Source organism: Geodermatophilus sp. SYSU D00684 (assembly GCF_054050455.1).
On record NZ_JBJGZI010000019.1, the window covers coordinates 19,108 to 43,522 of the forward strand.

The 24,415-nt window shown below is 75.8% G+C and carries 25 protein-coding genes; 17 read left to right on the forward strand and 8 right to left on the reverse strand.

Annotated features, from left to right (window positions below; all coding sequences use genetic code 11):
- A complete protein-coding gene (locus ACI79L_RS14890; protein ID WP_456937550.1) occupies positions 1-810 on the reverse strand; it encodes a DUF3097 domain-containing protein in 810 nt (269 codons plus the stop codon).
- Between the two features lie 324 nt (positions 811-1,134).
- Between ACI79L_RS14890 and ACI79L_RS14895 the strand changes: the two genes are divergently transcribed.
- The 7 genes from ACI79L_RS14895 (at position 1,135) to ACI79L_RS14925 (ending at position 6,976) form a co-directional block, all read left to right on the forward strand.
- The gene (locus tag ACI79L_RS14895) at positions 1,135-2,118 is read left to right on the forward strand and encodes a PRC and DUF2382 domain-containing protein (RefSeq protein ID WP_456937551.1); all 984 of its coding nucleotides are present in this window, start codon (positions 1,135-1,137) and stop codon (positions 2,116-2,118) included.
- Positions 2,119-2,278: 160 nt separating this feature from the next.
- Complete coding sequence (locus ACI79L_RS14900) at positions 2,279-3,193, forward strand: AAA family ATPase (RefSeq protein ID WP_456937552.1); 915 nt, start codon at positions 2,279-2,281, stop codon at positions 3,191-3,193.
- Positions 3,186-4,298 carry a vWA domain-containing protein gene (locus tag ACI79L_RS14905; RefSeq protein ID WP_456937553.1) on the forward strand — a complete coding sequence of 371 codons (1,113 nt, stop codon included), beginning with the start codon at positions 3,186-3,188 and terminating at the stop codon, positions 4,296-4,298. The genes ACI79L_RS14900 and ACI79L_RS14905 overlap by 8 nt, the downstream gene beginning before the upstream one ends.
- 14 nt (positions 4,299-4,312) lie before the next feature.
- Positions 4,313-5,434, forward strand: coding sequence for an XdhC family protein (locus tag ACI79L_RS14910; protein ID WP_456937554.1), 1,122 nt, complete (start codon positions 4,313-4,315; stop codon positions 5,432-5,434).
- A gap of 38 nt (positions 5,435-5,472) precedes the next feature.
- Positions 5,473-5,739, forward strand: a complete 267-nt coding sequence (locus ACI79L_RS14915; protein WP_387991689.1) for a helix-turn-helix domain-containing protein — start codon at positions 5,473-5,475, stop codon at positions 5,737-5,739.
- Positions 5,736-6,401 carry an ATP-dependent Clp protease proteolytic subunit gene (locus ACI79L_RS14920; RefSeq protein ID WP_456937555.1) on the forward strand — a complete coding sequence of 222 codons (666 nt, stop codon included), beginning with the start codon at positions 5,736-5,738 and terminating at the stop codon, positions 6,399-6,401. The genes ACI79L_RS14915 and ACI79L_RS14920 overlap by 4 nt, the downstream gene beginning before the upstream one ends.
- A 32-nt stretch (positions 6,402-6,433) precedes the next feature.
- Positions 6,434-6,976: an MOSC domain-containing protein gene (locus ACI79L_RS14925; protein ID WP_456937556.1), complete on the forward strand. Its 543-nt coding sequence runs from the start codon at positions 6,434-6,436 to the stop codon at positions 6,974-6,976.
- Positions 6,977-6,978: 2 nt separating this feature from the next.
- On the opposite strand, the gene ACI79L_RS14930 is transcribed toward ACI79L_RS14925, so the two are convergent.
- On the reverse strand, positions 6,979-7,455 hold the full coding sequence (locus ACI79L_RS14930) for a hypothetical protein (protein ID WP_456937557.1): 477 nt from the start codon (positions 7,453-7,455) through the stop codon (positions 6,979-6,981).
- 238 nt (positions 7,456-7,693) lie between these two features.
- Between ACI79L_RS14930 and ACI79L_RS14935 the strand changes: the two genes are divergently transcribed.
- Positions 7,694-8,833: an NDMA-dependent alcohol dehydrogenase gene (locus ACI79L_RS14935; RefSeq protein ID WP_456937558.1), complete on the forward strand. Its 1,140-nt coding sequence runs from the start codon at positions 7,694-7,696 to the stop codon at positions 8,831-8,833.
- Between the two features lie 104 nt (positions 8,834-8,937).
- The gene (locus ACI79L_RS14940; RefSeq protein WP_456937559.1) at positions 8,938-10,806 is read left to right on the forward strand and encodes an AAA family ATPase; all 1,869 of its coding nucleotides are present in this window, start codon (positions 8,938-8,940) and stop codon (positions 10,804-10,806) included.
- A gap of 95 nt (positions 10,807-10,901) precedes the next feature.
- Here the strand turns inward: ACI79L_RS14940 and ACI79L_RS14945 are convergent, their stop codons facing one another.
- Positions 10,902-11,756 carry a LuxR C-terminal-related transcriptional regulator gene (locus tag ACI79L_RS14945; RefSeq protein WP_456937560.1) on the reverse strand — a complete coding sequence of 285 codons (855 nt, stop codon included), beginning with the start codon at positions 11,754-11,756 and terminating at the stop codon, positions 10,902-10,904.
- Between the two features lie 170 nt (positions 11,757-11,926).
- Here ACI79L_RS14945 and ACI79L_RS14950 point away from each other — a divergent pair, with 170 nt between their 5' ends.
- Complete coding sequence (locus tag ACI79L_RS14950; protein ID WP_456937561.1) at positions 11,927-13,624, forward strand: AMP-binding protein; 1,698 nt, start codon at positions 11,927-11,929, stop codon at positions 13,622-13,624.
- A gap of 48 nt (positions 13,625-13,672) precedes the next feature.
- Here ACI79L_RS14950 and ACI79L_RS14955 read toward each other — a convergent pair whose 3' ends face one another.
- The 3 genes from ACI79L_RS14955 to ACI79L_RS14965 all read right to left on the reverse strand — a co-directional run bounded on the left by ACI79L_RS14955 (position 13,673) and on the right by ACI79L_RS14965 (position 15,891).
- A complete protein-coding gene (locus ACI79L_RS14955; protein ID WP_456937562.1) occupies positions 13,673-14,800 on the reverse strand; it encodes an NDMA-dependent alcohol dehydrogenase in 1,128 nt (375 codons plus the stop codon).
- Positions 14,801-14,937: 137 nt separating this feature from the next.
- Entirely contained in the window at positions 14,938-15,102 is a 165-nt protein-coding gene (locus tag ACI79L_RS14960; RefSeq protein WP_456937563.1) for a hypothetical protein, read from the reverse strand.
- 9 nt (positions 15,103-15,111) lie between these two features.
- On the reverse strand, positions 15,112-15,891 hold the full coding sequence (locus ACI79L_RS14965) for a class E sortase (RefSeq protein WP_456937564.1): 780 nt from the start codon (positions 15,889-15,891) through the stop codon (positions 15,112-15,114).
- A 53-nt stretch (positions 15,892-15,944) separates the two neighbouring features.
- On the opposite strand from ACI79L_RS14965, the gene ACI79L_RS14970 reads away from it, so the two are divergent.
- From ACI79L_RS14970 to ACI79L_RS14980, 3 genes are all read left to right on the forward strand, one after another.
- Complete coding sequence (locus tag ACI79L_RS14970; protein WP_456937565.1) at positions 15,945-17,405, forward strand: bifunctional 3-(3-hydroxy-phenyl)propionate/3-hydroxycinnamic acid hydroxylase; 1,461 nt, start codon at positions 15,945-15,947, stop codon at positions 17,403-17,405.
- A 17-nt stretch (positions 17,406-17,422) separates the two neighbouring features.
- Positions 17,423-17,650 carry a hypothetical protein gene (locus ACI79L_RS14975; protein ID WP_456930107.1) on the forward strand — a complete coding sequence of 76 codons (228 nt, stop codon included), beginning with the start codon at positions 17,423-17,425 and terminating at the stop codon, positions 17,648-17,650.
- Between the two features lie 207 nt (positions 17,651-17,857).
- A complete protein-coding gene (locus ACI79L_RS14980) occupies positions 17,858-20,107 on the forward strand; it encodes a glycoside hydrolase family 15 protein (protein ID WP_456937566.1) in 2,250 nt (749 codons plus the stop codon).
- A 67-nt stretch (positions 20,108-20,174) separates the two neighbouring features.
- Here ACI79L_RS14980 and ACI79L_RS14985 read toward each other — a convergent pair whose 3' ends face one another.
- Complete coding sequence (locus ACI79L_RS14985) at positions 20,175-20,636, reverse strand: SRPBCC family protein (RefSeq protein ID WP_456937567.1); 462 nt, start codon at positions 20,634-20,636, stop codon at positions 20,175-20,177.
- 49 nt (positions 20,637-20,685) lie between these two features.
- On the opposite strand from ACI79L_RS14985, the gene ACI79L_RS14990 reads away from it, so the two are divergent.
- Positions 20,686-21,888, forward strand: coding sequence for a cysteine desulfurase-like protein (locus ACI79L_RS14990; RefSeq protein WP_456937568.1), 1,203 nt, complete (start codon positions 20,686-20,688; stop codon positions 21,886-21,888).
- Here the strand turns inward: ACI79L_RS14990 and ACI79L_RS14995 are convergent.
- Positions 21,885-22,496, reverse strand: coding sequence for an acyl-CoA-like ligand-binding transcription factor (locus tag ACI79L_RS14995; RefSeq protein WP_456937569.1), 612 nt, complete (start codon positions 22,494-22,496; stop codon positions 21,885-21,887). The two genes, ACI79L_RS14990 and ACI79L_RS14995, sit on opposite strands and share 4 nt — an antisense overlap.
- 133 nt (positions 22,497-22,629) lie before the next feature.
- Between ACI79L_RS14995 and mftA the strand changes: the two genes are divergently transcribed.
- The 3 genes from mftA to mftC are packed head-to-tail and all read left to right on the forward strand — an operon-like array spanning position 22,630 to position 24,276.
- The gene (gene mftA, locus ACI79L_RS15000; RefSeq protein ID WP_456930111.1) at positions 22,630-22,755 is read left to right on the forward strand and encodes a mycofactocin precursor MftA; all 126 of its coding nucleotides are present in this window, start codon (positions 22,630-22,632) and stop codon (positions 22,753-22,755) included.
- Positions 22,756-22,768: 13 nt separating this feature from the next.
- The gene (mftB, locus tag ACI79L_RS15005; protein WP_456937570.1) at positions 22,769-23,062 is read left to right on the forward strand and encodes a mycofactocin biosynthesis chaperone MftB; all 294 of its coding nucleotides are present in this window, start codon (positions 22,769-22,771) and stop codon (positions 23,060-23,062) included.
- A complete protein-coding gene (gene mftC / locus ACI79L_RS15010; protein ID WP_456937571.1) occupies positions 23,059-24,276 on the forward strand; it encodes a mycofactocin radical SAM maturase in 1,218 nt (405 codons plus the stop codon). The genes mftB and mftC overlap by 4 nt, the downstream gene beginning before the upstream one ends.
- Positions 24,277-24,415: the final 139 nt, after the last annotated feature.

Here is a 24,415-nt window from a genome sequence, read left to right on the forward strand (position 1 = left end):
TCAGTCCGTCGTGACGAAGTCGATGAGCTCCTCGACCCGGCCGATGAGCGCGGGCTCGAGGTCGGTCCAGGTCCGCACGCGGGCCAGGATGCGCTGCGCCCACACGTAGCCGGTGTCGTCCTCCCAGCCCAGGCGGCGGCAGACGCCGGTCTTCCAGTCCTCGCCCCTCGGCACCTCCGGCCAGGCGCGGATGCCGACGACGGAGGGCTTCACCGCCTGCCAGATGTCGATGAACGGGTGGCCGACGACGAGCGCGTGCTGCCCGGTGACCTGCTCGGCGATCCGCGACTCCTTCGACCCGCGCACCAGGTGGTCGACCAGCACGCCGAGCCGCCGGCCCTGCCCGGGGCGGAACTCGCGGACGATGCCGGGCAGGTCGTCGACGCCGTGCAGCGGCTCCACGACGACGCCCTCGATGCGCAGGTCGTGGCCCCACACCTTCTCGACCAGCTCGGCGTCGTGCTTGCCCTCGACGTAGATGCGGCCCTCGCGGGCGACGCGGGCGCGCGCGCCGGCCACGTAGGTCGAGCCCGAGGCGCTGCGGGTCGGCGTCACCGGGCCCTTCGGCGTCGGGCGCACGAGCACCACCGGGCGGCCGTCGACCCAGAAGCCCGGGCCGAGGGGGTAGGCGCGGACCTTCCCGAACCGGTCCTCGAGGTGGACGACGTCCTTCTCGCAGCGCACGACGGCGCCGACGAACCCCGAGCTGGGGTCCTCGACGACGAGGTCGCGCTCGGCGGCCACCTGCGGCGGCGGCTTCTTGACCGTGCGGGGGTGCACCAGGTTGTCGTAGGGAGAACGGGGCGGCACTCTCCCAGGAGAGCCGATGAGGGTGTCTCAGTCCGGCAGACGCGCCGGGGGACCCGGCACGAGGTGGGCTGCGACACGCCCGGGCGACCCGATGACCACACGCAGTCACGAATCGTCGCGGCCGGCGGCGAGCTCTCCGGTATCCCCGGACTCCCCCGTGACCTGGGAAAACGGCCGATCCGCACCCGGGTTCCGCCCCGGCCGCCCGTCACGACGCTCAGGTGGCGAAGCGTCCGAGTCGATCACCCTCGTTTCGCTGCGCCGAGCCCGGTCACCCATCTACACGACCGTCACACCACAGCTCAGATGGGAGCGAGAGCGACGATGATCGGCACCGACACCATCAGCCGCGTGATCGGACAGGACGTCTACGACGAGGCCGGCGAGAAGATCGGCTCGGCCTCGGAGGTCTACCTCGACGACGAGACCGGTCAGCCGGAGTGGGCCACGGTGCGCACCGGGCTGTTCGGCACCAAGGAGTCCTTCGTCCCGCTGCGGGACGCCGACCTGACCAACGAGGGCCTGCGCGTACGCGTGAGCAAGGCCCAGGTCAAGGACGCCCCGAAGATCGACACCGACGGGCACCTGTCCCCGCAGGAGGAGCAGGAGCTGTACCGGTACTACGGTCTCGGCTTCGGCTCGGGCACGCAGACCACCACGCAGACCACCACGGACGTCGGCACCGCCGGCACCTACTCGCTGGACCAGAACCGGTCCCAGCAGGACCTGACGACGGCCGGCACCGGCACCGTCCGGGACCGCGACCGTGACGGCGTCTACGACGACGTCCGCGGCGCCGTCGGCCACGACACCTCGGGCCCGACGACCGACAACGCCATGACCCGCTCCGAGGAGCACCTCAACGTGGGCACCCAGCGCGTCGAGGCCGGCCGGGCGCGGCTGCGGAAGTACGTCGTCACGGAGAACGTGAGCCAGACCGTCCCCGTCTCCCACGAGGAGGTCCGGGTCGAGCGCGAGCCCATCACCGACGCCAACATCGGCAACGCGATGGACGGGCCGGCCATCTCCGAGGAGGAGCACGAGGTCGTCCTGCACGCCGAGCGCCCCGTGGTGTCCAAGGAGGCCACGCCGGTCGAGCGCGTCCGCCTCGACACCCAGACGGTGACCGAGCAGGAGACGGTCTCCGACCAGGTGCGCCGCGAGGAGATCGAGGTCGAGGGCGGCACGGCGGGCGTCGCCGGCACCACGACCGGGACGACCACCGGCACCACCGGGGACGACCGCAGCCTCGTGCAGAAGGCCAAGGACGCCCTGGACCGCGACAACGACGGCAAGATCGGCCGTTGATCCGGTAACAGCACCACGGCCCGGTCCTGACCGGGCGCACCAGACGGCGGTGGCCGGCCGGAGACGATGACTCCCGGCCGGCCACCGTGGCGTCTGCAACGGTTGCGGGCACCGGGACCGTGGCGTGTCGCGTGCCTGTGCAGGTGGGATGCTCGGCAGCGTGACCGAGACCACGACCCAGCTCCCCGGGACCGACGGCCTGCCCGGCGGACCGGACGAGCTGGCCGCGGCGCTCCGCTCCACCGGCTACCTCCCCGACGAGGGCCTGGCCACCGCCGCCTACCTGGCGCTGGTCATGCGCCGCCCGCTGTTCCTCGAGGGCGAGGCCGGCGTCGGCAAGACCGCCCTGGCCCGGGCGCTGGCCGAGGTCACCGGCCGCCCGCTGTACCGCCTGCAGTGCTACGAGGGCCTGGAGGCCAGCCAGGCGCTCTACGACTGGGACTTCGGCCGCCAGCTGCTGCACCTGCGCGCCGCCGAGGCCGCGCACGCCACCGGCGACACCGAGGCGCTCGAGGCCTCGCTCTACGACCGCCGGTTCCTGCTCGCCCGCCCGCTGCTGCAGGCGCTGGAGGACTCCCCGAGCGTGCTGCTGGTCGACGAGGTCGACCGCGCCGACGACGAGTTCGAGGCGTTCCTGCTCGAGGTCCTGTCGGACTTCACCATCTCCATCCCCGAGCTCGGCACCGTGCGCGCCGAGGTGCCGCCGCTGGTGGTGCTCACCTCCAACCGCACCCGCGAGGTGCACGACGCGCTCAAGCGCCGCTGCCTCTACCACTGGCTGCAGCACCCCGACTTCGACCGCGAGGTCGCCATCCTGCGCACCCGGCTGCCCGAGGTGACCGAGCAGCTGGCCCGCGAGGTGGCCCGGGCGACCGGGAAGCTGCGGACGCTGGACCTGCTCAAGCCGCCGGGCGTCGCCGAGGCGATGGACTGGGCCACCGCGCTGCACGCCCTCGGCGCCCGCGACCTCGACCCCGACCTCGCCGCCCGCACCCTCGGCGCGGTGCTCAAGTACCGCGAGGACACCGACCGGGTGCACGCGCTGGCCCGCGGAGCGCTGTTCGGCGGTGGCTGAGCGGGACGTCGTCGCGACCGTCCTGGGGTTCGCCCGGACGCTGCGCGCCGCCGGGGTGGCCGCCTCCCCGGACCGGGTAGAGGCGATGCTGTCGGCGGTGGCGGTGCTCGACGTCCTCGACGCCACCGCCGTCTACTGGGCCGGGCGGCTGACCCTGTGCTCGGGCCCCGACGACCTCGACCGCTACGACGCCGCCTTCGCCGCGTACTTCGGCGGCGAGGCGCCCCGGCCGGGGACGGCCGCGGGCCCCACCGCCCCGCCGCGGGTCGCCGTCACCGCGCCGCTGGAGCAGGGCAGCGGGTCCGGCGAGGAGGGCGAGGAGCCCTCGGACCTCGCCGTCGCCGCCTCGGCCGAGGAGGTGCTGCGGCACCGCGACGTCGCCGACCTGACCCCCGCCGAGCGGGAGCACCTGCGGCGGCTGTTCGCGCTGGTCCGCCCCGCGGCGCCGATGCGCCCGGCCCGCCGCCGCCGGCCGGCGCCGCACGGCGCGGTGCACCCGGCGCGCACGGTGCGGCGGGCGCTGCGCGACGGCGGCGAGGTCACCCGGCTGCTGCACCGGCGGGCCCGGCCGCGGCCCCGGCGGGTGGTGCTGCTGGTCGACGTGTCCGGCTCGATGAGCCCCTACGCCGACGCGCTGCTGCGCTTCGCGCACGCCGTCGTGCGCGCCCGGCCGGCCTCCTCCGAGGTGTTCACCATCGGCACCCGGCTGACCCGGGTGACCCGCGAGATGCGGCTGCGCGACCCCGACCGGGCGCTGGCGGCCAGCGGCGGCGCGATCCCCGACTGGTCCGGCGGCACGCGGCTGGGCGAGGTGCTCAAGGCGTTCCTGGACCGGTGGGGGCAGCGCGGGACCGCCCGCGGCGCCGTCGTCGTGGTGTGCAGCGACGGGTGGGAGCGGGGCAGCCCCGACCTGCTGCGCGAGCAGATGGCGCGGCTGCGCCGGCTCGCGCACGCCGTCGTCTGGGTGAACCCGCACAAGGGCCGGGCCGGCTACGAGCCGCTGACCGGTGGGATGCAGGCGGCGCTGCCGTCGGTCGACGCGTTCGTGTCCGGGCACAGCCTGGCCGCGTTCGAGGAGCTGTCCGGGGTGATCTCCCGTGCCTGAGAAGGAGGCGTGCGGTGCGTGAGGTGCTGGACGACCTGGTCGGCTGGTGGCAGGCCGGCGAGACGGTCGGCATGGGGACGGTGGTGGCCACCTGGCGGTCCGCGCCGCGGCCGGCCGGGGCGGCGATGCTGGTCGGACCCGACGGGACGGCGGTCGGCAGCGTGTCCGGCGGGTGCGTCGAGGGCGCGGTGTACGAGGAGGCGAAGGACGTCGTCGAGTCCGGCGTCCCGACGCTGGAGCGCTACGGCGTCAGCGACGACGACGCCTTCGCCGTCGGGCTGACCTGCGGCGGGATCCTCGACGTGTTCGTCGAGCCGGTCTCGCGCGAGTCCTTCCCCGAGCTGGGCGAGATCGCCGAGTCGGTGGGCCGGCACGAGCCGGTCGCCGTCGTCACCTGCGTGCGCGGGCCCGAGGACCGCATCGGCCGGCGGCTGGTGCTCTGGCCCGACCGCAGCTCCGGCACCCTCGGCCTGCAGCGCCTCGACGACGCCGTCGCCGACGACGCCCGCGGCATGCTCGCCGCCGGCCGCACCGGCACGCTGACCTACGGCCACGACGGCGAGCGGCGCGGCGACGAGCTCACGCTGTTCGTCTCCTCGTTCGCCCCGCCGGCGCGGATGGTCGTGTTCGGCGCCATCGACTTCGCCGCCGCCGTCGCCCGGGTCGGGGCGTTCCTCGGCTACCGGGTGACCGTCTGCGACGCCCGGCCGGTGTTCGCCACCGCCCGCCGCTTCCCCGACGCGCACGAGGTCGTCGTCGAGTGGCCGCACCGCTACCTGCAGGCCGAGGTCGACGCCGGGCGGATCGACGAGCGCACCGTGCTGTGCGTGCTCACCCACGACCCGAAGTTCGACGTCCCGCTGCTGGAGGTCGCGCTGCGGCTGCCGGTGGCCTACGTCGGCGCGATGGGCTCGCGGCGCACGCACGACGAGCGGCTCGAGCGGCTGCGCGAGGCGGGGCTGTCCGAGGCCGAGCTGGCCCGGCTGTCCTCGCCGATCGGCCTGGACCTGGGGGCCCGCACGCCCGAGGAGACCGCCGTCTCGATCGCCGCGGAGATCATCGCCGGGCGCTGGGGCGGCACGGGGGAGCGGCTGAGCGGTACCGCGGGGCCGATCCACCACACCGCGGAGCGCTGAAGGCGCTCCCATAGCGGATCAGGTATACCGTTCCCGGTATGCCGCCGCCGCGCCGCAGCCGCTTCCCCGGCCTGGAGGACCGGGGTGAGCGCCGGCGCGGGCTGATCGAGGAGCTGGTCCGGCTGCGCCGGGAGAGCGAGCTGAGCCAGACGCAGGTCGCGGCGCGCATGGGGACGTCGCAGTCCGCCGTCGCCCGCCTGGAGAGCGGGGAGCTGGACGCGCGGCTGTCGACGCTGGAGCGCTACGCGGCCGCCCTGGGCCGCACCGTCGACTGGCAGGTCCGCACGTCCGAGGAGTTCCCGTGACCCGTCCCTCAGGAACCTGGCCGCCCCTCCCGCCGGAGCCCCCGTTCCCGCTGCCGCCGCCCGACCACCCCCGCAGCCCGTGGCAGCCGCCGCCACGGCCGCCGGCCGTCCCCGGGCAGGGCGCGACGGCGATGTCCGTCGTCGTCGGCTCGCCCGACTGGCTGGCCGAGCGGCTGGTCGAGCACCGGATGGTGACGCTGTCCGGCGAGCTCGACGCCGACGCGGTCAACCGGGCGGTCGCCGAGCTGGCGCTGCTCGACGCCGACGGGGACGGGCCGGTGCAGCTGCGGCTGTCGGGCGTGAGCGCCGACCTGGACGCCGCCCTGGTCCTCGTCGACGCCATCGACCTCATGGGCGCCCCGGTGCACGTCACCTGCCTCGGCACGATCGCCGGCGCCGCGGTCGCCGTCCTCGCGGTGGCCGACCGGCGCACCGCCGGGACGCACGCCCTCTTCCAGCTCACCGAGCCGCGGGCACCGGGCAGCGGCCTGGGCCGGGACGTCGAGGTCCTCGCCACCGAGCACGCCCGCCGGCTGCGCCGGCTGCAGGAGCGGCTGGCCGGGGCCACCGGCCGCGACGTCGAGCAGGTCGCCGCCGACATGCGCGCCGGCCGGCTGCTCTCCGCCGAGGAGGCCCGGGAGTACGGGCTGGTCGACCGCTGAACGCCGAGCGTCCGTACCGCTACGACGTCGAGGTGGTGGGGCTGCTCGTCTCGCCGGTGCACCGGTACGACGGGCGGCCCGGCGGCGTCGTCCCGCCGCAGGACGGCGACCGGGTGGAGCGGGTCGAGGTGCGCGCCGGGCACGGCCTCGTCGGCGACCGCTACGCCGGCCGGCCCGCGCACCGCGACGCCGCGGTCACCGTGCTCGCCGCGGAGTCGGTCGAGGCGCTGGCCGCCGAGCTCGGCGCCGGCCCGCTGGACCCGCTGCTCGCCCGGCGCAACGTCGTCCTGCGCGGCGCCGAGGTGGAGGCCCTGCGCGGGCAGGTGTTCGCCCTCGACTGCGGGGAGGGCGCGGTCGTCCTGCGCGGCGGGCGGCCGGCCAACCCGTGCGCCTGGCTGGACACCGTGCTGGCGCCCGGCGCGCACCGCGGGATGCGCGGCCGCGGCGGGGTCCGCTGCGCTCCGCTGACCGACGGCGTCCTGCGGCTCGGGCCCGCCGTCCTCACCAGCGCCGTCCCGCTCGACCCGGCCCGCGCCGGCGAGCCCCAGCGGGTGCTGCCCCGCCCCCGCGGCTGAGGTCAGCTCCCGACGGGGAAGGACGCCGACGCGGTGAGCCGTCCGTCGCGGCCGTCGCCCGGCGCCACCATGAGCACCTGGCCGTTGGTGAAGACCTTGAACTCGCTGAACGGCAGCCCGTCGCGGGTGGCCACGAACCCCATGTGCCACGCCGGCGCGGTGCCCGTCGGCAGCGTGGCCACGAGGCTGTTGGGCTCCCACTGGCCGTCCACGTCGCGGACGTGCACCTGGAGGTAGCAGATCCCGTCGACGACGCGGTACCGCGCGCCGTCCCCGGTCACCAACCACTCCGTGGACACCGACAGCGGACGCCAGCCGGTGTCCACGACCGACGTGCCCTTGGCCGCCGGCATCTCGCCCGCCCCACGCCTGTCGTCCAGGGCGACGACGGTGCCGGACGCCACGGCGGCTGCGACGAGGACGGTCAGCAGCCAGGAGGGCCAGGGGCGGTCGCGGTGCGCTGCACGGGGACCGTCCACGGCGGCGGCACGCTCCACGTCGGGGCCTGGGGGGTGCGGGACACCGCGGGATCGTCCGCAGGCGGGGAGCGCAGCGGCGACCGTCGGTGACCGTCGCACCCGACCGGGGGACGCGGTCCACCCGCGCGAGCGGGCTGGGTCCCCCCGTCCGGGGGTGGCCCGGGTCACACCGCCGCTCCGACCATGGCCCGACCGAGGACGGGCCGCCGAGGGCCGGCGGCCGCGGGCTGGAGGGGCGATGCGGACCAGGGCAGCGGTACTGCGGGACGTCGGGAAGCCGTTCGAGATCACCGACCTCGAACTCGACGAGCCGAAGGCGGGGGAGGTGCTCATCCGCTTCGTCGCGGCCGGGCTGTGCCACTCCGACGAGCACCTCCGGCACGGCGACATCGTGCCGCGGTTCCCGATCGTCGGCGGCCACGAGGGCGCCGGCGTCATCGAGAAGGTCGGCCCCGGTGTCACCCGGCTGCAGCCCGGCGACCACGTCATCTGCTCGTTCCTGCCGGTCTGCGGCCACTGCCGCTGGTGCTCGACGGGCAAGTCCAACCTGTGCGACCAGGGCGCGACCATCCTCGACGGCCAGCTGCCCGACGGCACCTACCGCTTCCACGACGACGACGGCAACGACCTCGGCGGCATGTGCATGCTCGGCACGTTCTCCGAGCGCGCCGTCATCAGCGAGAACTCCGCGGTGAAGGTCGACCCCGACCTGCCGCTGGACAAGGTCGTGCTCATCGGCTGCGGCGTCCCGACCGGCTGGGGCTCGGCGGTGCACGCGGCGGCCACCGAGGCCGGCGACACGATCGTCGTCTACGGGATCGGCGGCATCGGCATCAACAGCGTGCAGGGCGCGGCGCTGGCCGGGGCGCGCAACGTCGTCGCCGTCGACCCGCTGCCCAACAAGCGCGAGGCCGCCGAGCAGCTCGGCGCCACGCACAGCTGCGAGACCGCCGAGGAGGCGCACGAGCTGGTCCAGGAGCTCACCCGGGGCGTCGGGGCGGACAAGGCGATCATCACCGTCGGCGTCGTCGACGCGAAGGTGGTGGCGGACGCGGTGAACGTGATCCGCAAGGGCGGCACGGCGGTCATCACCGGCCTGGCCGACCCGACCACGACCAACGTCGAGCTCAACAGCTCGCTGCTCACCCTGTTCGAGAAGACGGTGAAGGGCAGCCTGTTCGGCTCGGGCGACCCGTTCCACGACATCCCGAAGATGGTCGAGCTCTACCAGTCCGGGGACCTCAAGCTCGACGAGCTGGTCACCCAGACCTACACGCTCGACGAGGTCAACGAGGGCTACCAGGACCTCGTCGACGGCAAGAACATCCGCGGCGTGATCCTCTTCGACACCCCGCCGCTGGAGGAGACGCCGGCCTGAGTGGCCCCGGTCACCACCGTCCGCACGGGGATCTGCACACTCGGGGCCATGAGCGCCGCCGAGACCCCGGGTGTGCAGACCCCGCCGACCAGGGAGGGGACCGCGTGACGCCGACCGTGCCGCACCCGGTCATCGGGCTGCGCCGGGAGCGCGAGGTGCTCACGGTCGCGCTGCGCACCAACCGGCACGTCGTCCTCGAGGGCCCGCCGGGCACGGGCAAGTCGACGCTGCTCCGCTCGATCGCGGCGGAGACCGGCCAGGAGGTCGTGTTCGTCGAGGGCAACGCCGAGCTGACGCCGGCCCGGCTGATCGGCCAGTACGACCCGGCCGCCGTCCTGACCGAGGGGTACGTGCCCGGCAGCTTCACCGACGGGCCGCTGCTGACGGCGATGCGCGGCTCGGGCCTGCTCTACCTCGAGGAGCTCAACCGCATCCCCGAGGAGACGCTCAACGTCCTCATCACGGTGCTCACCGAAGGTGAGATCACCGTGCCGCGGCTCGGCCACGTGCGGGCGGCCGCCGGCTTCCGGCTCATCGCGGCGATGAACCCGTTCGACGCCATCGGCACCGCCCGCGTCGGGCAGGCGATCGCCGACCGGATGTGCCGCGTCGTCCTCGGCTACCAGGACGCCGCCGCGGAGCGGGCCATCGTCGCCGCGGTGACGGGCGCGCCGCCGTCGCTCATCGGGCCGGCCGTCCGGCTGGTGCGGGCCTCGCGGGTGCACCGCGACGTCCGGATGGGCTCGTCGGTGCGCGGCGCCACCGACCTGGTGCTGCTGCTCGGCGGCCTGCTGGACGTGCGCGGGCAGTCCGGGCTGGGCGCCGACGGCGCCCGCGAGACCGCCCGCGACGCCGCGCACGCCGCGCTGTCGGGCCGCATCCGGATCGCCGAGGGCGTCGAGCGCACGCCCGAGGCGGTCATCGACGAGATCCTCGACGGCGTCTGGCCGCCGGACGGGCCGCCACCACCGGACGAGGAGGAGCCCCCCGCTCCCGCCGAGGGGGGTGGCGAGGGAAAAGCAGGAGGCCCGCCGGAGTCACCGGCGGGCCCTGACCCCTCCTCCTCCCCGCGCCGCGACCGCCGCGGCGGGGGCGGCCGCCGGCAGACCAGCCGCCGCGAGATGGCCGCCCGCCACGACGCGTTCGAGGAGGTCAGCCCGGAGGTCGGCGAGCTCGACGAGGAGGCCTTCGCCGAGCTGATGGCCCAGGACGCCGACGCCGCGGCCGCGCTGCTCACCGACCTGGCCGCCGCCACCGACCGCGAGCTGCGCGCCGCCGCCCGGCGCCTGGCCGGCCGGGTGTTCGTGCAGGTCGGCCGGGTGGGCCGGTCGCGCACCCGCGGCACCCGGCGGCTGGTGCCCGACCGGCACGGCGACGGCGACCTGGACCTCGACCGCACGCTCGACCGGTGGGACGTCGGGACGCCGCTGCAGGCCGGCGACCTGGTCATGCGGCGGTGGACCGGGCACCGGCGCGCGGTGTGCCTCGCCGTCGACACCTCCGGCTCGATGACCGGGCTCGGGGTGGCGATCGCGGCGGTGGCGGCGGCCGGCGTCGTCCTCACCGGCGACGAGCGGCTGCGCACCAGCCTGATCACCTTCGGCCGGGACGTCGACGTCGTGCAGCGCCAGGGCCAGCGGCGGGCCGCGGAGGACGTCGTCACCCACCTGCTCGGCCTGCGCGGGCACGGGATGACCGACGTCGCCGGCGCGCTGCGGGCCGCCCGGCTGCAGCTGGCCGCCGAGGTCGCCGACGAGCGGGTAGTCGTGCTGCTCTCGGACTGCCTGCACACCACCGGCGACCCGCCGGAGACCGCGCTCGCCGGCATCGACCGGCTGCACGTGCTCTGCCCGCTGCCCACGCCCGAGGCCGAGACGGCGGCGCGGTCGCTGGCCGCGCGGGGCGCGGGGACGGCGCAGATGGTGCGGACCGTGCGCGACCTCGGCCCCGCCCTCACCCGCCTGCTGGGCTGACCGTGGAGTCGATCGTCGGATGCGTGCACGGCCGCCCAGCGTGTCCGCCCGTGTCGCGTGCACGCGGACGATGATCAACACCCGGGCGGGCGCTCTCAGGGGATGACGCCCAGCCTCCGGGCGCGGGAGACGGCCTCCAGGCGGGTGTGCGCGTCGAGCTTGGTCATCGCCGAGCCCAGGTAGCTCTTCACCGTCTCCGGGCGCAGCGACAGCCGCGCGGCGACCTCCCGGTTGCTGCAGCCCAGCGCCACCTGGGTCAGGACGTCGACCTCGCGCCCCGACAGCCGGACCGCCGGCGCCGCCCCGTCCGCGGTGCCCAGCGCCGCCAGGCGGGTGCACGCGGCCAGCAGCCGGTCGCGCAGGGCGGCGTCGCCGGTCTCCTGGGCGGCCAGGCGCAGGTCGGCGTGCACCGCCCGCACCTCCTCCCACCGCGCCGGCCCGTCCGCGGGCGCCGGCGCCGGGACGGCGGCGAGCAGCGCCAGCCGCCGGTCGACCTCGTCGCGGACGGTCAGCTCCGCGGCCATGCGGGCCGCCGCCCGGGACAGCGCGTCGCGCACCCGGTCGCCCACCGACCCGCCCTCACGGCTGGCCGCGTACAGGACCGCCCGCGGGGCGCCGGCCACCAGCACGGGGGCGGCCGCGACCGTGCGCAGCCCCTCGGCCAGCACCGGGCCGTCGTAGTCGTGGGTGATGTCCAGCGCCCGCCCGTAGTCCTCGACCCCCGCCGGCCGGCGCTCGCGCAGCACCCGGCCGCCCAGGCCGGAGCCGGAGCGGATCTCCAGGCCGTGCAGGTGGCGGGTGCGCGCGCCGACCAGCTCGTCGATGCGGAACGCCCCGCCGCGCACCGGACCGGCGAACACGACCCGCATCCCCGAGCGCGCCCGGACCTCGCGGACGGCGGCGCGCAGGGCGTCGCGGTCGTCGGGGCGCGCGGCGGGCGGGAGCGACACGGGGACCTCCTCACGCGCGACTGCGGTGACCCAGGTCACGTTAACGCAGGTCAGGGAGGCCGTCCCGTTCCGCTGCAACCTCGGGCAACGCCCGGCGCGATCGGGGGTGGCCGGCCCGCCCGTCCGCGCCGACGATGCGGGGAGGAGTCCCCGACGACGAGGAGCCGCCGATGCCCGGCACCGCCACCGCCGCCTACCGCGCCGCCCGCGACCAGCTGCTCGCGCTGCGCGGGGACCCCGTGAAGGCCGCGCAGGAGTTCCGCTGGCCGGTGTTCGACGGGCCGTTCAACTGGGCGGTCGACTGGTTCGACGAGATCGCCCGGGGCGTCGAGCGGCCCGGGCTGGTGATCGCCCAGGAGGACGGCACCGAGGGCAGCTGGTCCTTCGACGGGCTCGCCCGCCGCTCCGACCAGGTGGCGGCCTGGCTGCGCGAGCGGGGCGTGCGGCGCGGCGACCGCGTCGTCCTCATGCTCGGCAACCGGGTCGAGCTGTGGGAGTCGATGCTCGCCGTCATGAAGCTCGGCGCCGTCATCCTGCCGACGACGACGGCCCTGCCGCCCGCCGACCTCGCCGACCGCATCGGGCGCACCGGCGCCCGGCACGTGGTCGCCGACGCCGCCGAGGCGGGGAAGTTCGACGCCGTCCCCGGGGACTACGGCCGGATCGCCGTCGGCGGGGAGCCCGCCGGCTGGGCGCCCTACGCGGACTCGGCCGGCGCGCCGGACCGGCCGCTGGGCCACCCCGGCACGGCGCCCGGCGACCCGCTGCTCCTGTACTTCACCAGCGGCACCACCAGCCGGCCCAAGCTGGTCGAGCACACGCAGGTCAGCTACCCGGTCGGGCACCTGTCGACGATGTACTGGCAGGGCCTGCAGCCCGGCGACCGGCACCTCAACATCAGCTCCCCGGGCTGGGCCAAGCACGCCTGGAGCTGCTTCTTCGCGCCGTGGGCCGCCGAGGCGACCGTCCACCTGCTCGACTACCGCCGCTTCGACCCCGCGGTGCTGCTCGGCCGGATCCGCGACGCCGGCATCACCACCTTCTGCGCCCCGCCCACGGTCTGGCGGATGCTCATCCAGGCCGACCTGTCCGGCGGCCCCGGGCAGCTGCGCGAGGTGCTGGCCGCCGGCGAGCCGCTCAACCCCGAGGTCATCGAGCAGGTCCGGCGGCACTGGGGCCTGACCCTGCGCGACGGCTACGGCCAGACCGAGACGACGGCGTCGGTGGGCAACCCGCCCGGCGCGGAGGTGCGGCCGGGCTCGATGGGCCGGCCGCTGCCCGGCGTGCCCGTGGTGCTCGTCGACCCGGTCACCGGGGAGCAGGGGGACGAGGGCGAGATCTGCCTGGACCTCGCGCAGCGGCCGACGGGCCTGATGACCGGCTACCAGGGCGACCCCGAGCGGGCGGCCGAGGCGATGGCCGGCGGGTACTACCACACCGGCGACGTCGCGACCCGGGACGCGGACGGCTACGTCACCTACGTCGGGCGCACCGACGACGTCTTCAAGGCCAGCGACTACAAGATCAGCCCGTTCGAGCTGGAGAGCGTGCTCATCGAGCACCCGGCGGTGGTGGAGGCCGCCGTCGTCCCGGTGCCGGACCCGGTGCGGCTGGCGGTGCCCAAGGCCTACGTCACCCTCGCGCCGGGCTGGGAGCCGGGGCCGGAGACGGCGCTCGCGGTGCTGCGGCACGCGCGCGAGCGGCTGGCGCCCTACCTGCGGGTGCGGCGGGTGGAGTTCGCGGAGCTGCCCAAGACCATCTCGGGCAAGATCCGCCGGGTCGAGCTGCGGCAGCGCGAGGAGCGGGCGGCGCCGCGGGGCACCGGCACCGACTGGGCGGACACCGACTTCCCGGAGCTGCGCGGCTGAGCCGCTCCCCGTGCCCGCCGGGGACGCCGGCGGGCACGGGGGACGGGGTCAGCGGTCGGAGTCGCCGTAGACGACCATCCCGCGGATGTTCTTGCCGTCGCGCATGTCCTGGTAGCCCTGGTTGATGTCCTCGAGCTTGTACTTCGTGGTGGCGAGCTCGTCGAGCTTGAGCTGGCCCTCCTGGTAGAGCGAGAGCAGCTCGGGGATCGCCGCCCGCGGGGCCAGGCCGCCGAAGATGGCGCCCTGCAGGTCCTTCTGCAGCAGGGTCAGCTCGAACAGGCTGAGCTTGACGTCGGTGTTGGCGGCGTTGCCCATGCCGGTGACGACGGCGCGGCCGCCCTTGCCGGTGAGGCTGAGCGCGGTCTGGATGTCCTCGCCCTGGATGTCGCCGACCGTGATGATCGTCTTGTCCGCCATCCGGCCCCAGGTCAGCTCGTTGACCTTCTCGGTGGCCTCCTCGGCCGACTCGAACACGTGCGTGGCGCCGAGGTCCATCGCCCACTCGCGCTTCTTCGCCACGGGCTCGATGACCATGACCCGCTTCGCGCCGGCCGCCGCCGCGCCCTGGACGGCGTTCATGCCGACGCCGCCGGCGCCCATGACGACGACGTTCTCGCCCGGCCGCACGTCGGCGACCTTGGTGGCCGAGCCCCAGCCGGTGGTGACGCCGCAGCCGACCAGCGCGGCGATCTCCAGCGGGATGTCGGGCTCGATCTTCACGACCGACGCCTGGTGCACGGTGATGTAGGGGGAGAACGTGCCGAGCAGGCACATCGGGATGACGTCCTGGCCGCGCGCCTGGATGCGGTAGCTGCCGTCGGAGATCGAGGTGCCGGCCAGCAGGTTCGCGCCGAGGTCGCAGAGGTTCTGCATGCCCTTGGAACACGGCGGGCACTGGCCGCAGGCGGGGATGAAGGCGGTGACGACGTGGTCGCCCTCCTGCAGGCCCGTCACGCCGGGGCCGACCTTCGTGACCACGCCGGAGCCCTCGTGCCCGCCGATGACCGGGTAGAAGGCCACCGGGGTCCCGCCGGTGACGAGGTGCTCGTCGCTGTGGCACAGCCCGGAGGCGGCCAGCTGGACCTGGACCTCGCCCTCCTTCGGGTCACCCAGCTCGATCTCCTCGATCGACCACTCCTCGCCGACGCCCCACAGGATCGCGCCCTTGGTCCTCACCCGGTGTCCTCTCGGTCCGGCCCGCCCTCGTCGGCGGGCAGCCTGGTGCGCACACCCCGCTGGAGTGTGCGCCGGGCCACAGACTCACCGCGGCACCGGGTGCCGTCAAGAGTGCGCAACGGACTGCAACGTCCGGTTCAGCGCCCGGGGTCGACGGTCACCGCGGTGAACGGCAGGTGCGGCTCCACCCAGGGGAAGACGACGAACAGCAGCAGCGCCGCCGCGGCCAGCGCCAGCAGCAGGGACAGCGCCGACCGGGTCGCGGTCCCGCCGGGCAGGTGCCGCCAGATCCAGCGGTACACGGGTCCTCCTCAGCCCTCGGTCAGGGCCGGGGGCCCGTCGGGTGCGTCCGCCCGGGTCACGCCCGGGCCGTCGAGGACGGCGTGCACGACCAGCCGCTGCCGCGCCGAGTACCGCGGGTGGCAGGTGGTGATCGTCAGGTAGGACCCGGCGGGCGCGGCGTCGGCGGCGGCCCCGGGGACCGGGGCGATGACGTCGACGTCGGCCGGCGTCACGACCTGCTGCCCGGGGACGCCGTTGGGGTCCTGCGCCGGGTCGCCGAGCACCCGGTAGGTGAACCACCCGTCGGCCACCTCGACGACGACCGGGTCGCCCGGCTGCAGCCGGTCCAGGTCCAGGAACGGCGAGCCCCGGCCCACCCGGTGCCCGGCGAGCGCGACGTTGCCGGGCGCTCCGGGCATCGCCGTCCCGGCGTAGTGGCCGGGGCCCTGGGACAGCTGGTCCTCGCCGGTCCCCTCGAGGACGACGCGCGACCAGTCCTCGCCCAGCCGCGGGACGTGCAGCACCGCGAACGGCTCGCCGACCGGCACCTCCGCGGGGACGGTGGGCACCCCGGAGGCGGGCGGCTCCGCCGACCACTCGGTCTGCAGCCGGTCGGAGAGCCGGTCCTGGTCGCGCGCGGAGAACAGGTCGGTCACCCACAGCTCGTAGACCACGAACAGCAGCAGCACGACGCCGGCGGTGACCAGCGTCTGCCCCAGCCCGCCGGCCAGGGTGCGCCAGCGGTCGCCGCGCGTCCGGCCGTGCCGGCGCCACTCGGCCGGCGGCGCGGGGGCGTTCGTCGGGGCCATCGCCGGGCCACTGTGCCAGCCCGGGCCCGGCGCGGTCGGCGACACTGGGCGGCGTGTCGTCGCAGCCGGTCGTCCCGCCGGTCGTGGTGGTCGGCGCGGGGCCGGTGGGCACGACCGCCGCGCTGCTGGTCGCCCGCCGCGGCCTGCCCGTCCTGCTGCTCGACCGCCAGCCCCGCCCGTACGGGCTGCCGCGCGCGGTGCACCTCGACGACGAGGCGCTGCGGGTGCTGGCCGACGCCGGCGTCGCCGAGGCATTCCTCGAGGTCAGCCGGCCCATGGCGGGGCTGCGGCTGCTCGACGCCCGGCACCGCACGCTCGCCGAGTTCCGGCGCGCCGGGGACGCCGGGAGGCACGGTTGGCCGCAGGCGTCGATGTTCCACCAGCCCGACCTGGAGCGGCTGCTGCGCGCCGCGGTGCACGCCGCCCCGGGGGTCGAGCTGCGCGGCGGGGAGGAGGTCGTCGGGCTGGCCGAGGCGGACCGCTCCGTCACGGTGACCGTGCGGGAGCGGGCCACGGGGCGCCGCCGGGACGTCGTCGCCTCGGCCGTGCTCGGGTGCGACGGGGCGAACAGCACCGTCCGGGGCCTGGTGGGCGCGCGGATGCGCGACCTCGGCCGGCCCGACCGCTGGCTGGTGGTGGACCTGCGCGCGCGGGTGCCGCTGCCGGTGTGGCCGGGCGTGCACCAGGTGTGCGACCCGGACCGCGCGGCGACGTTCATGCCGGTCAGCGGGGACCGCTACCGCTTCGAGGCGCGGCTGCGGCCCGGCGAGACGGCCGCGGACCTCACCGGCGCCGCGCTGGCGGCCCTGCTCGCGCCGTTCGGGGCGCAGGACGCCGAGGTGGTCCGCGCGGCCGAGTACGTCTACCGGGCGCAGGTGGCCGACCGCTGGCGGCGCGGTCGCGTGCTGCTGGCCGGGGACGCCGCCCACCTCACCCCGCCGTTCGTCGGCCAGGGCCTGGGGCTGGGCCTGCGCGACGTGCACCAGCTGGCCTGGAAGGTGGCCGCCGTCGTCACCGGCGCCGCCGGCGTGGAGCTGCTCGACACGCACCGCGCCGAGCGGGAGCCGCACGCCCGGGCGCTGGTGCGGCTCGCGGCGGTGGTCGGGCGGCTGATGACCGGCGGGGGAGCGGGCGCGGTGCCGGTCCGCCGGGCGGTGCTCGCCGCGGCCGCGGGCGTGCCGGCGCTGGCCGCCTACGCCACCGACAGCCGCACCCCGGCACTGCGCCCCGGGCCGCTGGTCGACCGGCGCGGCCCGGCCGGACGGCGGCTGGCCGGGACCCTCGTGCCGCGGGCCCGCGTCCGCGCCGACGGGCGGGAGTGCCGGCTCGACGACGTCCTCGGCGCCGGCACCGCGGTCGTGGCGCTGGCGGCGCCGGGGCGCGTGGCGGTCACCGCGGCCGGCCGGCGCACCGAGGTGGACGACGTCGACGGCGCGCTCACCGCGTGGCTGCGGGCGGGACGGGCCCGCTTCGCCGTCGTCCGGCCCGACCGGGTGGTGCGTGCCGCGGGCTGAGTGGGTAGCGAGCCGTCATGCAGATCGACAAGGACCAGATCCTCCAGCTGCTGCGCTCCCAGGGCGACGACGCCAAGGCGCAGCAGGCCGACCAGGAACTGCCCGGCCAGGTCGACACCGACCAGCACGCCGGGATCCTGCAGAAGCTCGGGCTGGACCCGGGTGACCTCATCAAGATGATCAGCGGCGGCGGCGGCCAGGGCGGCGGCCTCGGCGGCGCGATCGGCGGCATCCTCGGCCGCTAGGACCCTCCGCCGTGCGCGTCCGCGGAGGTGCCCCGTGCCCCTCTGCGGACGCGCACGCAGTCCCGCCGGTGGCTGGGGCCTCCCGGCTCTCCTACGGTGTGGTGCACATCACACGACGACGGCCGGACGGGGGCCGGTCGTGCCCGGCTGGTCGCGCGACCGCGCGTGCGGCGCTCCGCCGGCCGGGTCCGAGACGGAGGACAGCCGGTGAGCCCGTACGACCTGCCCCACACCCCGCCGCGCCGCAGGCGCCCCCGCGGAGCGACGCGGCCGAGGGGGTCCGGGAGGCGGCCGGTCGTCGGCGGTGCCGTCGTCGCCGGCGTCCTCGTCCTCGGGGCGGTGGTCCCCGCCTCGGCGCAGGCGGCGGACGCGGCGCCCGGATACCCCGGGGAGGCGGCGACCTGGTCGCCGGGTGACAAGGACGGCTTCGGGACGGCGATCGGTGCCCTCGACAGCACGGTCTGGTACACGCTCAACGACGGCACGCTCAGCGAGGTCTACGCCCCGCGGATCGACACGCCGAGCTCCCGGGACACCCAGTTCGTCGTGACCGACGGCGCCACCTTCGCCGAGCGGGAGGACGAGGCCACCGACTCCGTCGTCGAGCTGGTCGACCCGCGGGCCCTGGTCTACCGGCAGGTCAACACCGCGCAGAGCGGCCGCTACCGCATCACCAAGACCTACACGACCGACCCCGACCGGTCCGCGGTGCTCGTCGACGTGCGCTTCGAGTCCCTCGACGGGCAGCCGTACCAGGTCTACCTGCTCCACGACGTGGGCCTGGGGCTCAACGCCAACGACGACACCGGCCGCTCCTCCGACGGACGGCTGCTGGCGACCGACGGTGCGCTGAGCAGTGCCGTCACCGTCTCGGGCGGCCTCACCGACACCTCCAGCGGCTACCTCGAGCGCAGCGACGGCTGGGCGGACCTGCGCGACGACTTCGTCCTCGACGACAGGTGGGACGCGCCGACCCCCGGCAACGTGGTGCAGATCGGCCGCACCGGCCTCACCGGCACCGACGGCGGGCAGCAGCTCACCCTCTCCCTCGGCTTCGGGACGACGGAGGACGACGCCGCGCAGGCCGCCGACCGGGCGCTGGACCGGGGCTTCGACGACGCCCTGGCGGCCTACACCGAGGGCTGGCACGACTACCTCGACGGCCTGGCCCCCGTGCCTGCCAGTGCCGAGCGGTGGCGCACGGCGTACGACGTGTCCGCCATGGTCGTCGCGGCCAGCGAGGACAAGACCTTCCGCGGCGGGTTCATCGCCTCCCCGGGCAAGCCGTGGGCCTGGGCGAACGAGCTGCAGCACTTCCCCGTCTACCACGAGGTCTGGTCGCGCGACCTGTACCAGCACGCGACCGCGCTGATCGCGATGGGCGACGAGGCGGCCGCCGGGCGCGCGCTGGACCACCTGTGGACGGTGCAGCAGCGTCCCGACGGGTCGTTCCCGCAGAACGCGCGCCTCGACGGGGAGGCGGTCTTCGGCGGGCTGCAGATGGACGAGATCGCCCTGCCGATCGTGCTCGCCTGGCAGCTCGGCCGGACGGGGCCGGAGGACTGGGAGCGGGTGCGGCTCTCGGCGGACTTCATCGTGGCCGAGGGGCCGGAGACGGAGCAGGAGCGGTGGGAGAACCTGAGCGGGTGGTCGCCGAACACCATCGCGGCCGAGATCGCCGGCCTGGTGACCGCGGCCGAGATCGCCCGCGCCAACGGTGACGACGCCCGGGCCGACACGTACCTGGCCACGGCGGACGAGTGGCGGGCGGGTCTCGCGGAGTGGACGGTGACGACCACCGGCCCGCTGTCGCCCGAGCCGTACTACCTCCGCATCACCGCCGACGGGGACGCCGACGCCGGCACCCAGATCCAGATCGCCGACGGCGGTCCGCTGGTCGACCAGCGGGAGGTGCTCGACCCGAGCTTCCTCGACCTGGTCCGGCTCGGCATCGTGCCGGCCGACGACCCGGTCGTGGCGAACACCCTGCGGCTGGTCGACGAGCAGCTGGCCTACGACACGGCCAACGGCCGGTTCTGGCACCGGTCGAGCTTCGACGGGTACGGGGAGAAGGCCGACGGCACCCAGTGGGAGCCGGTGGACCCGGGCTCGCGGGAGACGATCGGCCGCGGCTGGCCGCTGCTCACCGGCGAGCGGGGGGAGTACGAGCTGGCCCTCGGCGGCGACGCCGCCGGGACCGCCCAGGAGCGGCTGGACACGATGGCCCGGGCGGCCGACGACCGGTCGTTCTTCATGGCCGAGCAGGTGTGGGACGACCAGCCCCCGTCGGCGGAGGGGACGGAGTTCGTGCCGGGGGAGCCGACGTTCTCCGCGACACCGCTGTCCTGGAGCCACGCGGGGTTCATCCGGCTGGCGCACGCCGTCGACGCCGGCCGTCCCGTGGACACGCCGGACGTCGTGGCCTGCCGGTACGGCACGTCGCTCTGCCAGGACTGAGACCCGGACGGGCCGGTGTGCACTACCGCGGAGATGCCCCGGGCATCTCCGCGGTAGTGCACGGGCGTCAGGACTCGGCGATGCGCTTGATCGCGGCCAGCGTCGCCGGGATGCCCTCGTGCGCCGCGCGCGTGCGCTGCTCGATCTGCCGCGGGGCGTCCTCGCCGTAGCGCTCGGCGAAGAACTCCAGGCCGGCGGGCAGGAACTCCCACGTCTCGGTCAGCCGGGTGCCGCCCTCGACCGGCTCGAGCAGGTAGCCCCACCGGACCAGCCGCCCGCTGACGAGCCACGCGAACTCCCGACCGCGGTCGGCCGCCACCACCTGGCTGCGCGTCTCCCAGGTCCGCTCGGGCGTGACGTTGCGGCCGGTGAACCAGTCGCCGACCTGCCCGGTGGCGCCCTCGTCCCACCAGCAGGCGGCGCAGATCGGGCTCCACTCGCCGGTGCGGGTCACGTCGCTGACCAGGTCGTACACCTCCTCCGGGGAGGCGGCGACGACGATCGAGTCGGAGTGCGTCAGGGAGTCCACGCCCGGGAGTGTGCACGGGCGGCGCCAGGCCGCCGGGCATGCTGCCCCCGTGCACACGAGCTACGACGTCGCCGCCGTCCGCGCTGACTTCCCGGCCCTGCGCGCCGGGGCCGCCCACTTCGACGGGCCGGGCGGCTCCCAGGTGCCGCGCCAGGTCGCGCACGCGGTGGCGGCCACCCTGGGGTCCCCGATCGCCAACCGCGGCCGGCTGACCGAGGCCGAGCGCAACGCCGACGACGTCGTCCTGGCCGCCCGCGCCGCCGTCGCGGACCTGGTGGGCGGGGACCCGGGCGGGGTCGTCTTCGGCCGCTCGATGACCCAGCTGACCTACGACCTCTCCCGCACGCTGGCCGCCGCCTGGGGACCCGGCGACGAGGTCGTCGTCACCCGCTTGGACCACGACGCCAACGTGCGGCCGTGGGTGCAGGCCGCCGCCGCCCGCGGCGCGACCGTCCGCTGGGCCGACCTCGACCCGGACACCGGGGAGCTGACCGCCGAGGCGCTGCGGGCGGTGCTGTCGGAGCGCACCCGCCTGGTCGCGGTCACCGGCGCCTCGAACCTCATCGGCACCCGGCCCGACGTCGCGGCGCTCACCGTCCTCGCCCACGACGCCGGGGCGCTCACCTACGTCGACGGGGTGCACCTCACCGCGCACGCGCCGGTCGACGTCGCCGCGCTCGGCGCCGACCTCTACGCCTGCTCGCCGTACAAGTTCCTCGGCCCGCACCTGGGCTGCGTGACCGCCGCGCCGGCGCTGCTGGAGACGCTGCACCCGGACAAGCTGCTGCCCTCGACCGACGCCGTCCCGGAGCGGTTCGAGCTCGGCACGCTGCCCTACGAGCTGCTGGCCGGGACCACCGCGGCCGTCGACTACCTCGCCGCCCTCGGCGGCCCAGAGGGCGACCGGCGCGCCCGGCTGACCGCCGGGATGGCCGCCGTCGAGGCGCACGAGGACCGGCTGCGCGAGCGCATCGAGGAGGCGGTCGCGGAGCTCCCCGGCGTCACGCTGTGGTCCCGCGCCCGGCACCGGACGCCGACCCTGCTGCTCACCTTCGCCGACCGGCCCGCCGCCGAGGTCTCGCGTGCGCTGGCCGAGCGGCGGGTCAACGCCCCGGCCGGCAACTTCTACGCGATCGAGGCCTCCCGTCGGCTGGGGCTCGGCGACGCCGGCGGGCTGCGCGTCGGGCTCGCGCCCTACAGCGACGACGACGACGTCGACCGCCTGCTCGCGGGCCTGCGCGCCGCGCTCTAGCGCAGGTCGGGGAAGCCCTCCGCGAGCTGGGCGAACGCCGTCCGCAGCGCCTCCGCGAGGGAGCCGTTGCCGCCGGCCAGCCAGACCTCGAACGCGGTGGTCGCGGCCGCGCGCGTGGCGGTGGCGACCAGGCGGGGGAGCAGGTCGGCGGGGCTCTGGCCGCGGCGGCGGGCGACGTAGCGCGCCACCACCTCGTCGACCTCGGCGTAGCGCAGCTGCGAGTGCGCCAGCAGCGCCGGCTCGGTGAGGATCAGCCGCATCCGCTGCCGCAGCACCGGCAGGTCGGCCTCGGCGTAGTCGTTGACCTCGACGTAGGCGCCGAACACGGCGGGCAGCACCGGGACGTCGTCGCCGGCGGCGTCCAGCAGGGCGGCCAGCCGGGACACGTGGCCGGCGAAGTCCCCCCACACGGCGTCGGCCTTGCCGCCCACGTGCCGGAAGAACGTGCGCCGGCTGGTGCCCGCGGCGGCGGCGACCTCCTCGATGGTCACCTGCTCGAAACCCGCGGCGGTGAACAGCTCGAGGGCCGCGCGCTCGATCCGGGCGCGGGTGCTGCCGAGGCCGTCGTCCACGGCCGGTGGGACGGCGGTCATCGTCGGCGGGCTCACGCGCCCATCCTGTCCCACCCGGCCGCGCCGGTCAGCCCCTCGCCGGCCGGCGGCCACCCCCCTCGCTTGCCGGTGGCACCCGGTGTCTCTAACGTCCCCCGCATCCCGTTCCGCCGCTCTCCGGAGGCCCCGCATGCCCGAGACGACCGCCCAGACCGAGACCCAGGACGCGGTCGCGACCGCTGCGGCCGAGGAGGAGCTGGTCGAGGAGTCCCTCGTCGAGGAGGTCTCCATCGACGGCATGTGCGGCGTCTACTGAGCCGACCGGTCCCGTGACCCCCGCCGCTCCCGCCGCGGACGTCTTCGACCCGGCCCGACCCTGGCGGCGCGCCCGGTCGGTGGCGCTGCGGCCGGAGCCGTTCGGGGCTCTCGTGTACCACTTCGGCAACCGGAAGCTGTCCTTCCTCAAGTCGAAGACGCTGGTCAGCGTCGTGGAGACCCTCGCCGACCACCCCAGCGCCGACGCCACGCTCGCCGCGTGCGGCGTCCCCGAGGCCCAGCGGCCCGCCTACGTGAGGGCGCTCGCCGACCTCGCCCGTTCCCAGATGATCGAGGTGCGCGCATGACCGCCGTCGTCCCCCAGCGCCCCACGGGCGGCCGGCTGGTCGACCAGTTCGAGTACGGCCTCGACGCCCCGATCTGCCTGACCTGGGAGCTCACCTACGCCTGCAACCTGGCGTGCGTGCACTGCCTGTCCTCCTCGGGCCGGCGCGACCCCCGCGAGCTGACCACCGCCGAGGCCGAGACGGTGATCGACGAGCTGCAGCGGATGCAGGTCTTCTACGTCAACGTCGGCGGCGGCGAGCCGACCGTGCGGCCGGACTTCTGGCACCTGCTCGACTACGCCATCGGCCACGACGTGGGCGTCAAGTTCTCCACCAACGGCGTCAAGCTGAACGCCGAGCGGGCGCGGCAGCTGGCGGCCACCGACTACGTCGACGTGCAGATCTCCCTCGACGGTGCCACCGCCGAGGTCAACGACCGCGTCCGCGGCACCGGCTCGTTCGCCACCGCGGTGAAGGCCCTGGAGAACCTGGCCGAGGCCGGGATGCGCGACTTCAAGGTCTCCGTCGTCGTCACCCGGGAGAACGTCTCCCAGCTCGACGACTTCAAGGCGCTCACCGACCGCTACGGCGCCCAGCTGCGGATCACCCGGCTGCGCCCGTCCGGGCGCGGCGCCGACGTCTGGGACCAGCTGCACCCCACCCAGGCCCAGCAGCGCGAGCTCTACGCGTGGCTGCTCGCCAACGGCGACCGGGTGCTCACCGGCGACTCGTTCTTCCACCTGTCCGCCTACGGCGAGGCGCTGCCCGGCCTGAACCTGTGCGGCGCCGGGCGGGTGGTCTGCCTCATCGACCCGGTCGGCGACGTCTACGCCTGCCCGTTCGCCATCCACGAGCAGTTCCTCGCCGGCAACGTCCGCTCGCCGGGCGGCTTCCAGCGGGTCTGGCAGCAGAGCGAGCTGTTCGCCGAGCTGCGCAGCCCGCAGACCGGCGGCGCCTGCACGAAGTGCGCGCACTTCGACGCCTGCCGCGGCGGCTGCATGGCGGCCAAGTTCTTCACCGGCCTGCCGCTCGACGGGCCGGACCCCGAGTGCGTGCAGGGGTACGGAGAGACCGCGCTGGCCGCGCGCGACGCCGACCTCGTCGCGCCGCGCAGCCACCTGGACCACTCGCACACCGGCCCGGTCCGCGGCCAGCCCACGCTGCTGGGCATGCCGTCGCTCCCGCCGGCCAAGGCGTGCGACGAGTCGCCGCTGGCCGGCCTGCAGCCGGGCTGAGGCCTCAGCGGATCGGCGCCACCCCGGCGGGGCCCGGCCCGTCGGGGAGCAGGCCGGGCGCGAGGTCGGCCAGGGTCATGGTCAGGAGCAGGGCGACGAGCAGGGCGAGGGTGAGCACGGGGCACCTCCGGGACGACGT

Bases quoted from the DNA above. Each gene is read 5' to 3' on its own strand.
- mftC (WP_456937571.1), top strand. From the start codon at position 23,059: ATGACCGCCGTCGTCCCCCAGCGCCCCACGGGCGGCCGGCTGGTCGAC.
- ACI79L_RS14915 (WP_387991689.1), top strand. From the start codon at position 5,473: ATGCCGCCGCCGCGCCGCAGCCGCTTCCCCGGCCTGGAGGACCGGGGT.
- mftA (WP_456930111.1), top strand. From the start codon at position 22,630: ATGCCCGAGACGACCGCCCAGACCGAGACCCAGGACGCGGTCGCGACC.
- ACI79L_RS14950 (WP_456937561.1), top strand. From the start codon at position 11,927: ATGCCCGGCACCGCCACCGCCGCCTACCGCGCCGCCCGCGACCAGCTG.
- ACI79L_RS14935 (WP_456937558.1), top strand. From the start codon at position 7,694: ATGCGGACCAGGGCAGCGGTACTGCGGGACGTCGGGAAGCCGTTCGAG.
- ACI79L_RS14895 (WP_456937551.1), top strand. From the start codon at position 1,135: ATGATCGGCACCGACACCATCAGCCGCGTGATCGGACAGGACGTCTAC.
- ACI79L_RS14965 (WP_456937564.1), bottom strand. From the start codon at position 15,891: ATGGCCCCGACGAACGCCCCCGCGCCGCCGGCCGAGTGGCGCCGGCAC.
- ACI79L_RS14975 (WP_456930107.1), top strand. From the start codon at position 17,423: ATGCAGATCGACAAGGACCAGATCCTCCAGCTGCTGCGCTCCCAGGGC.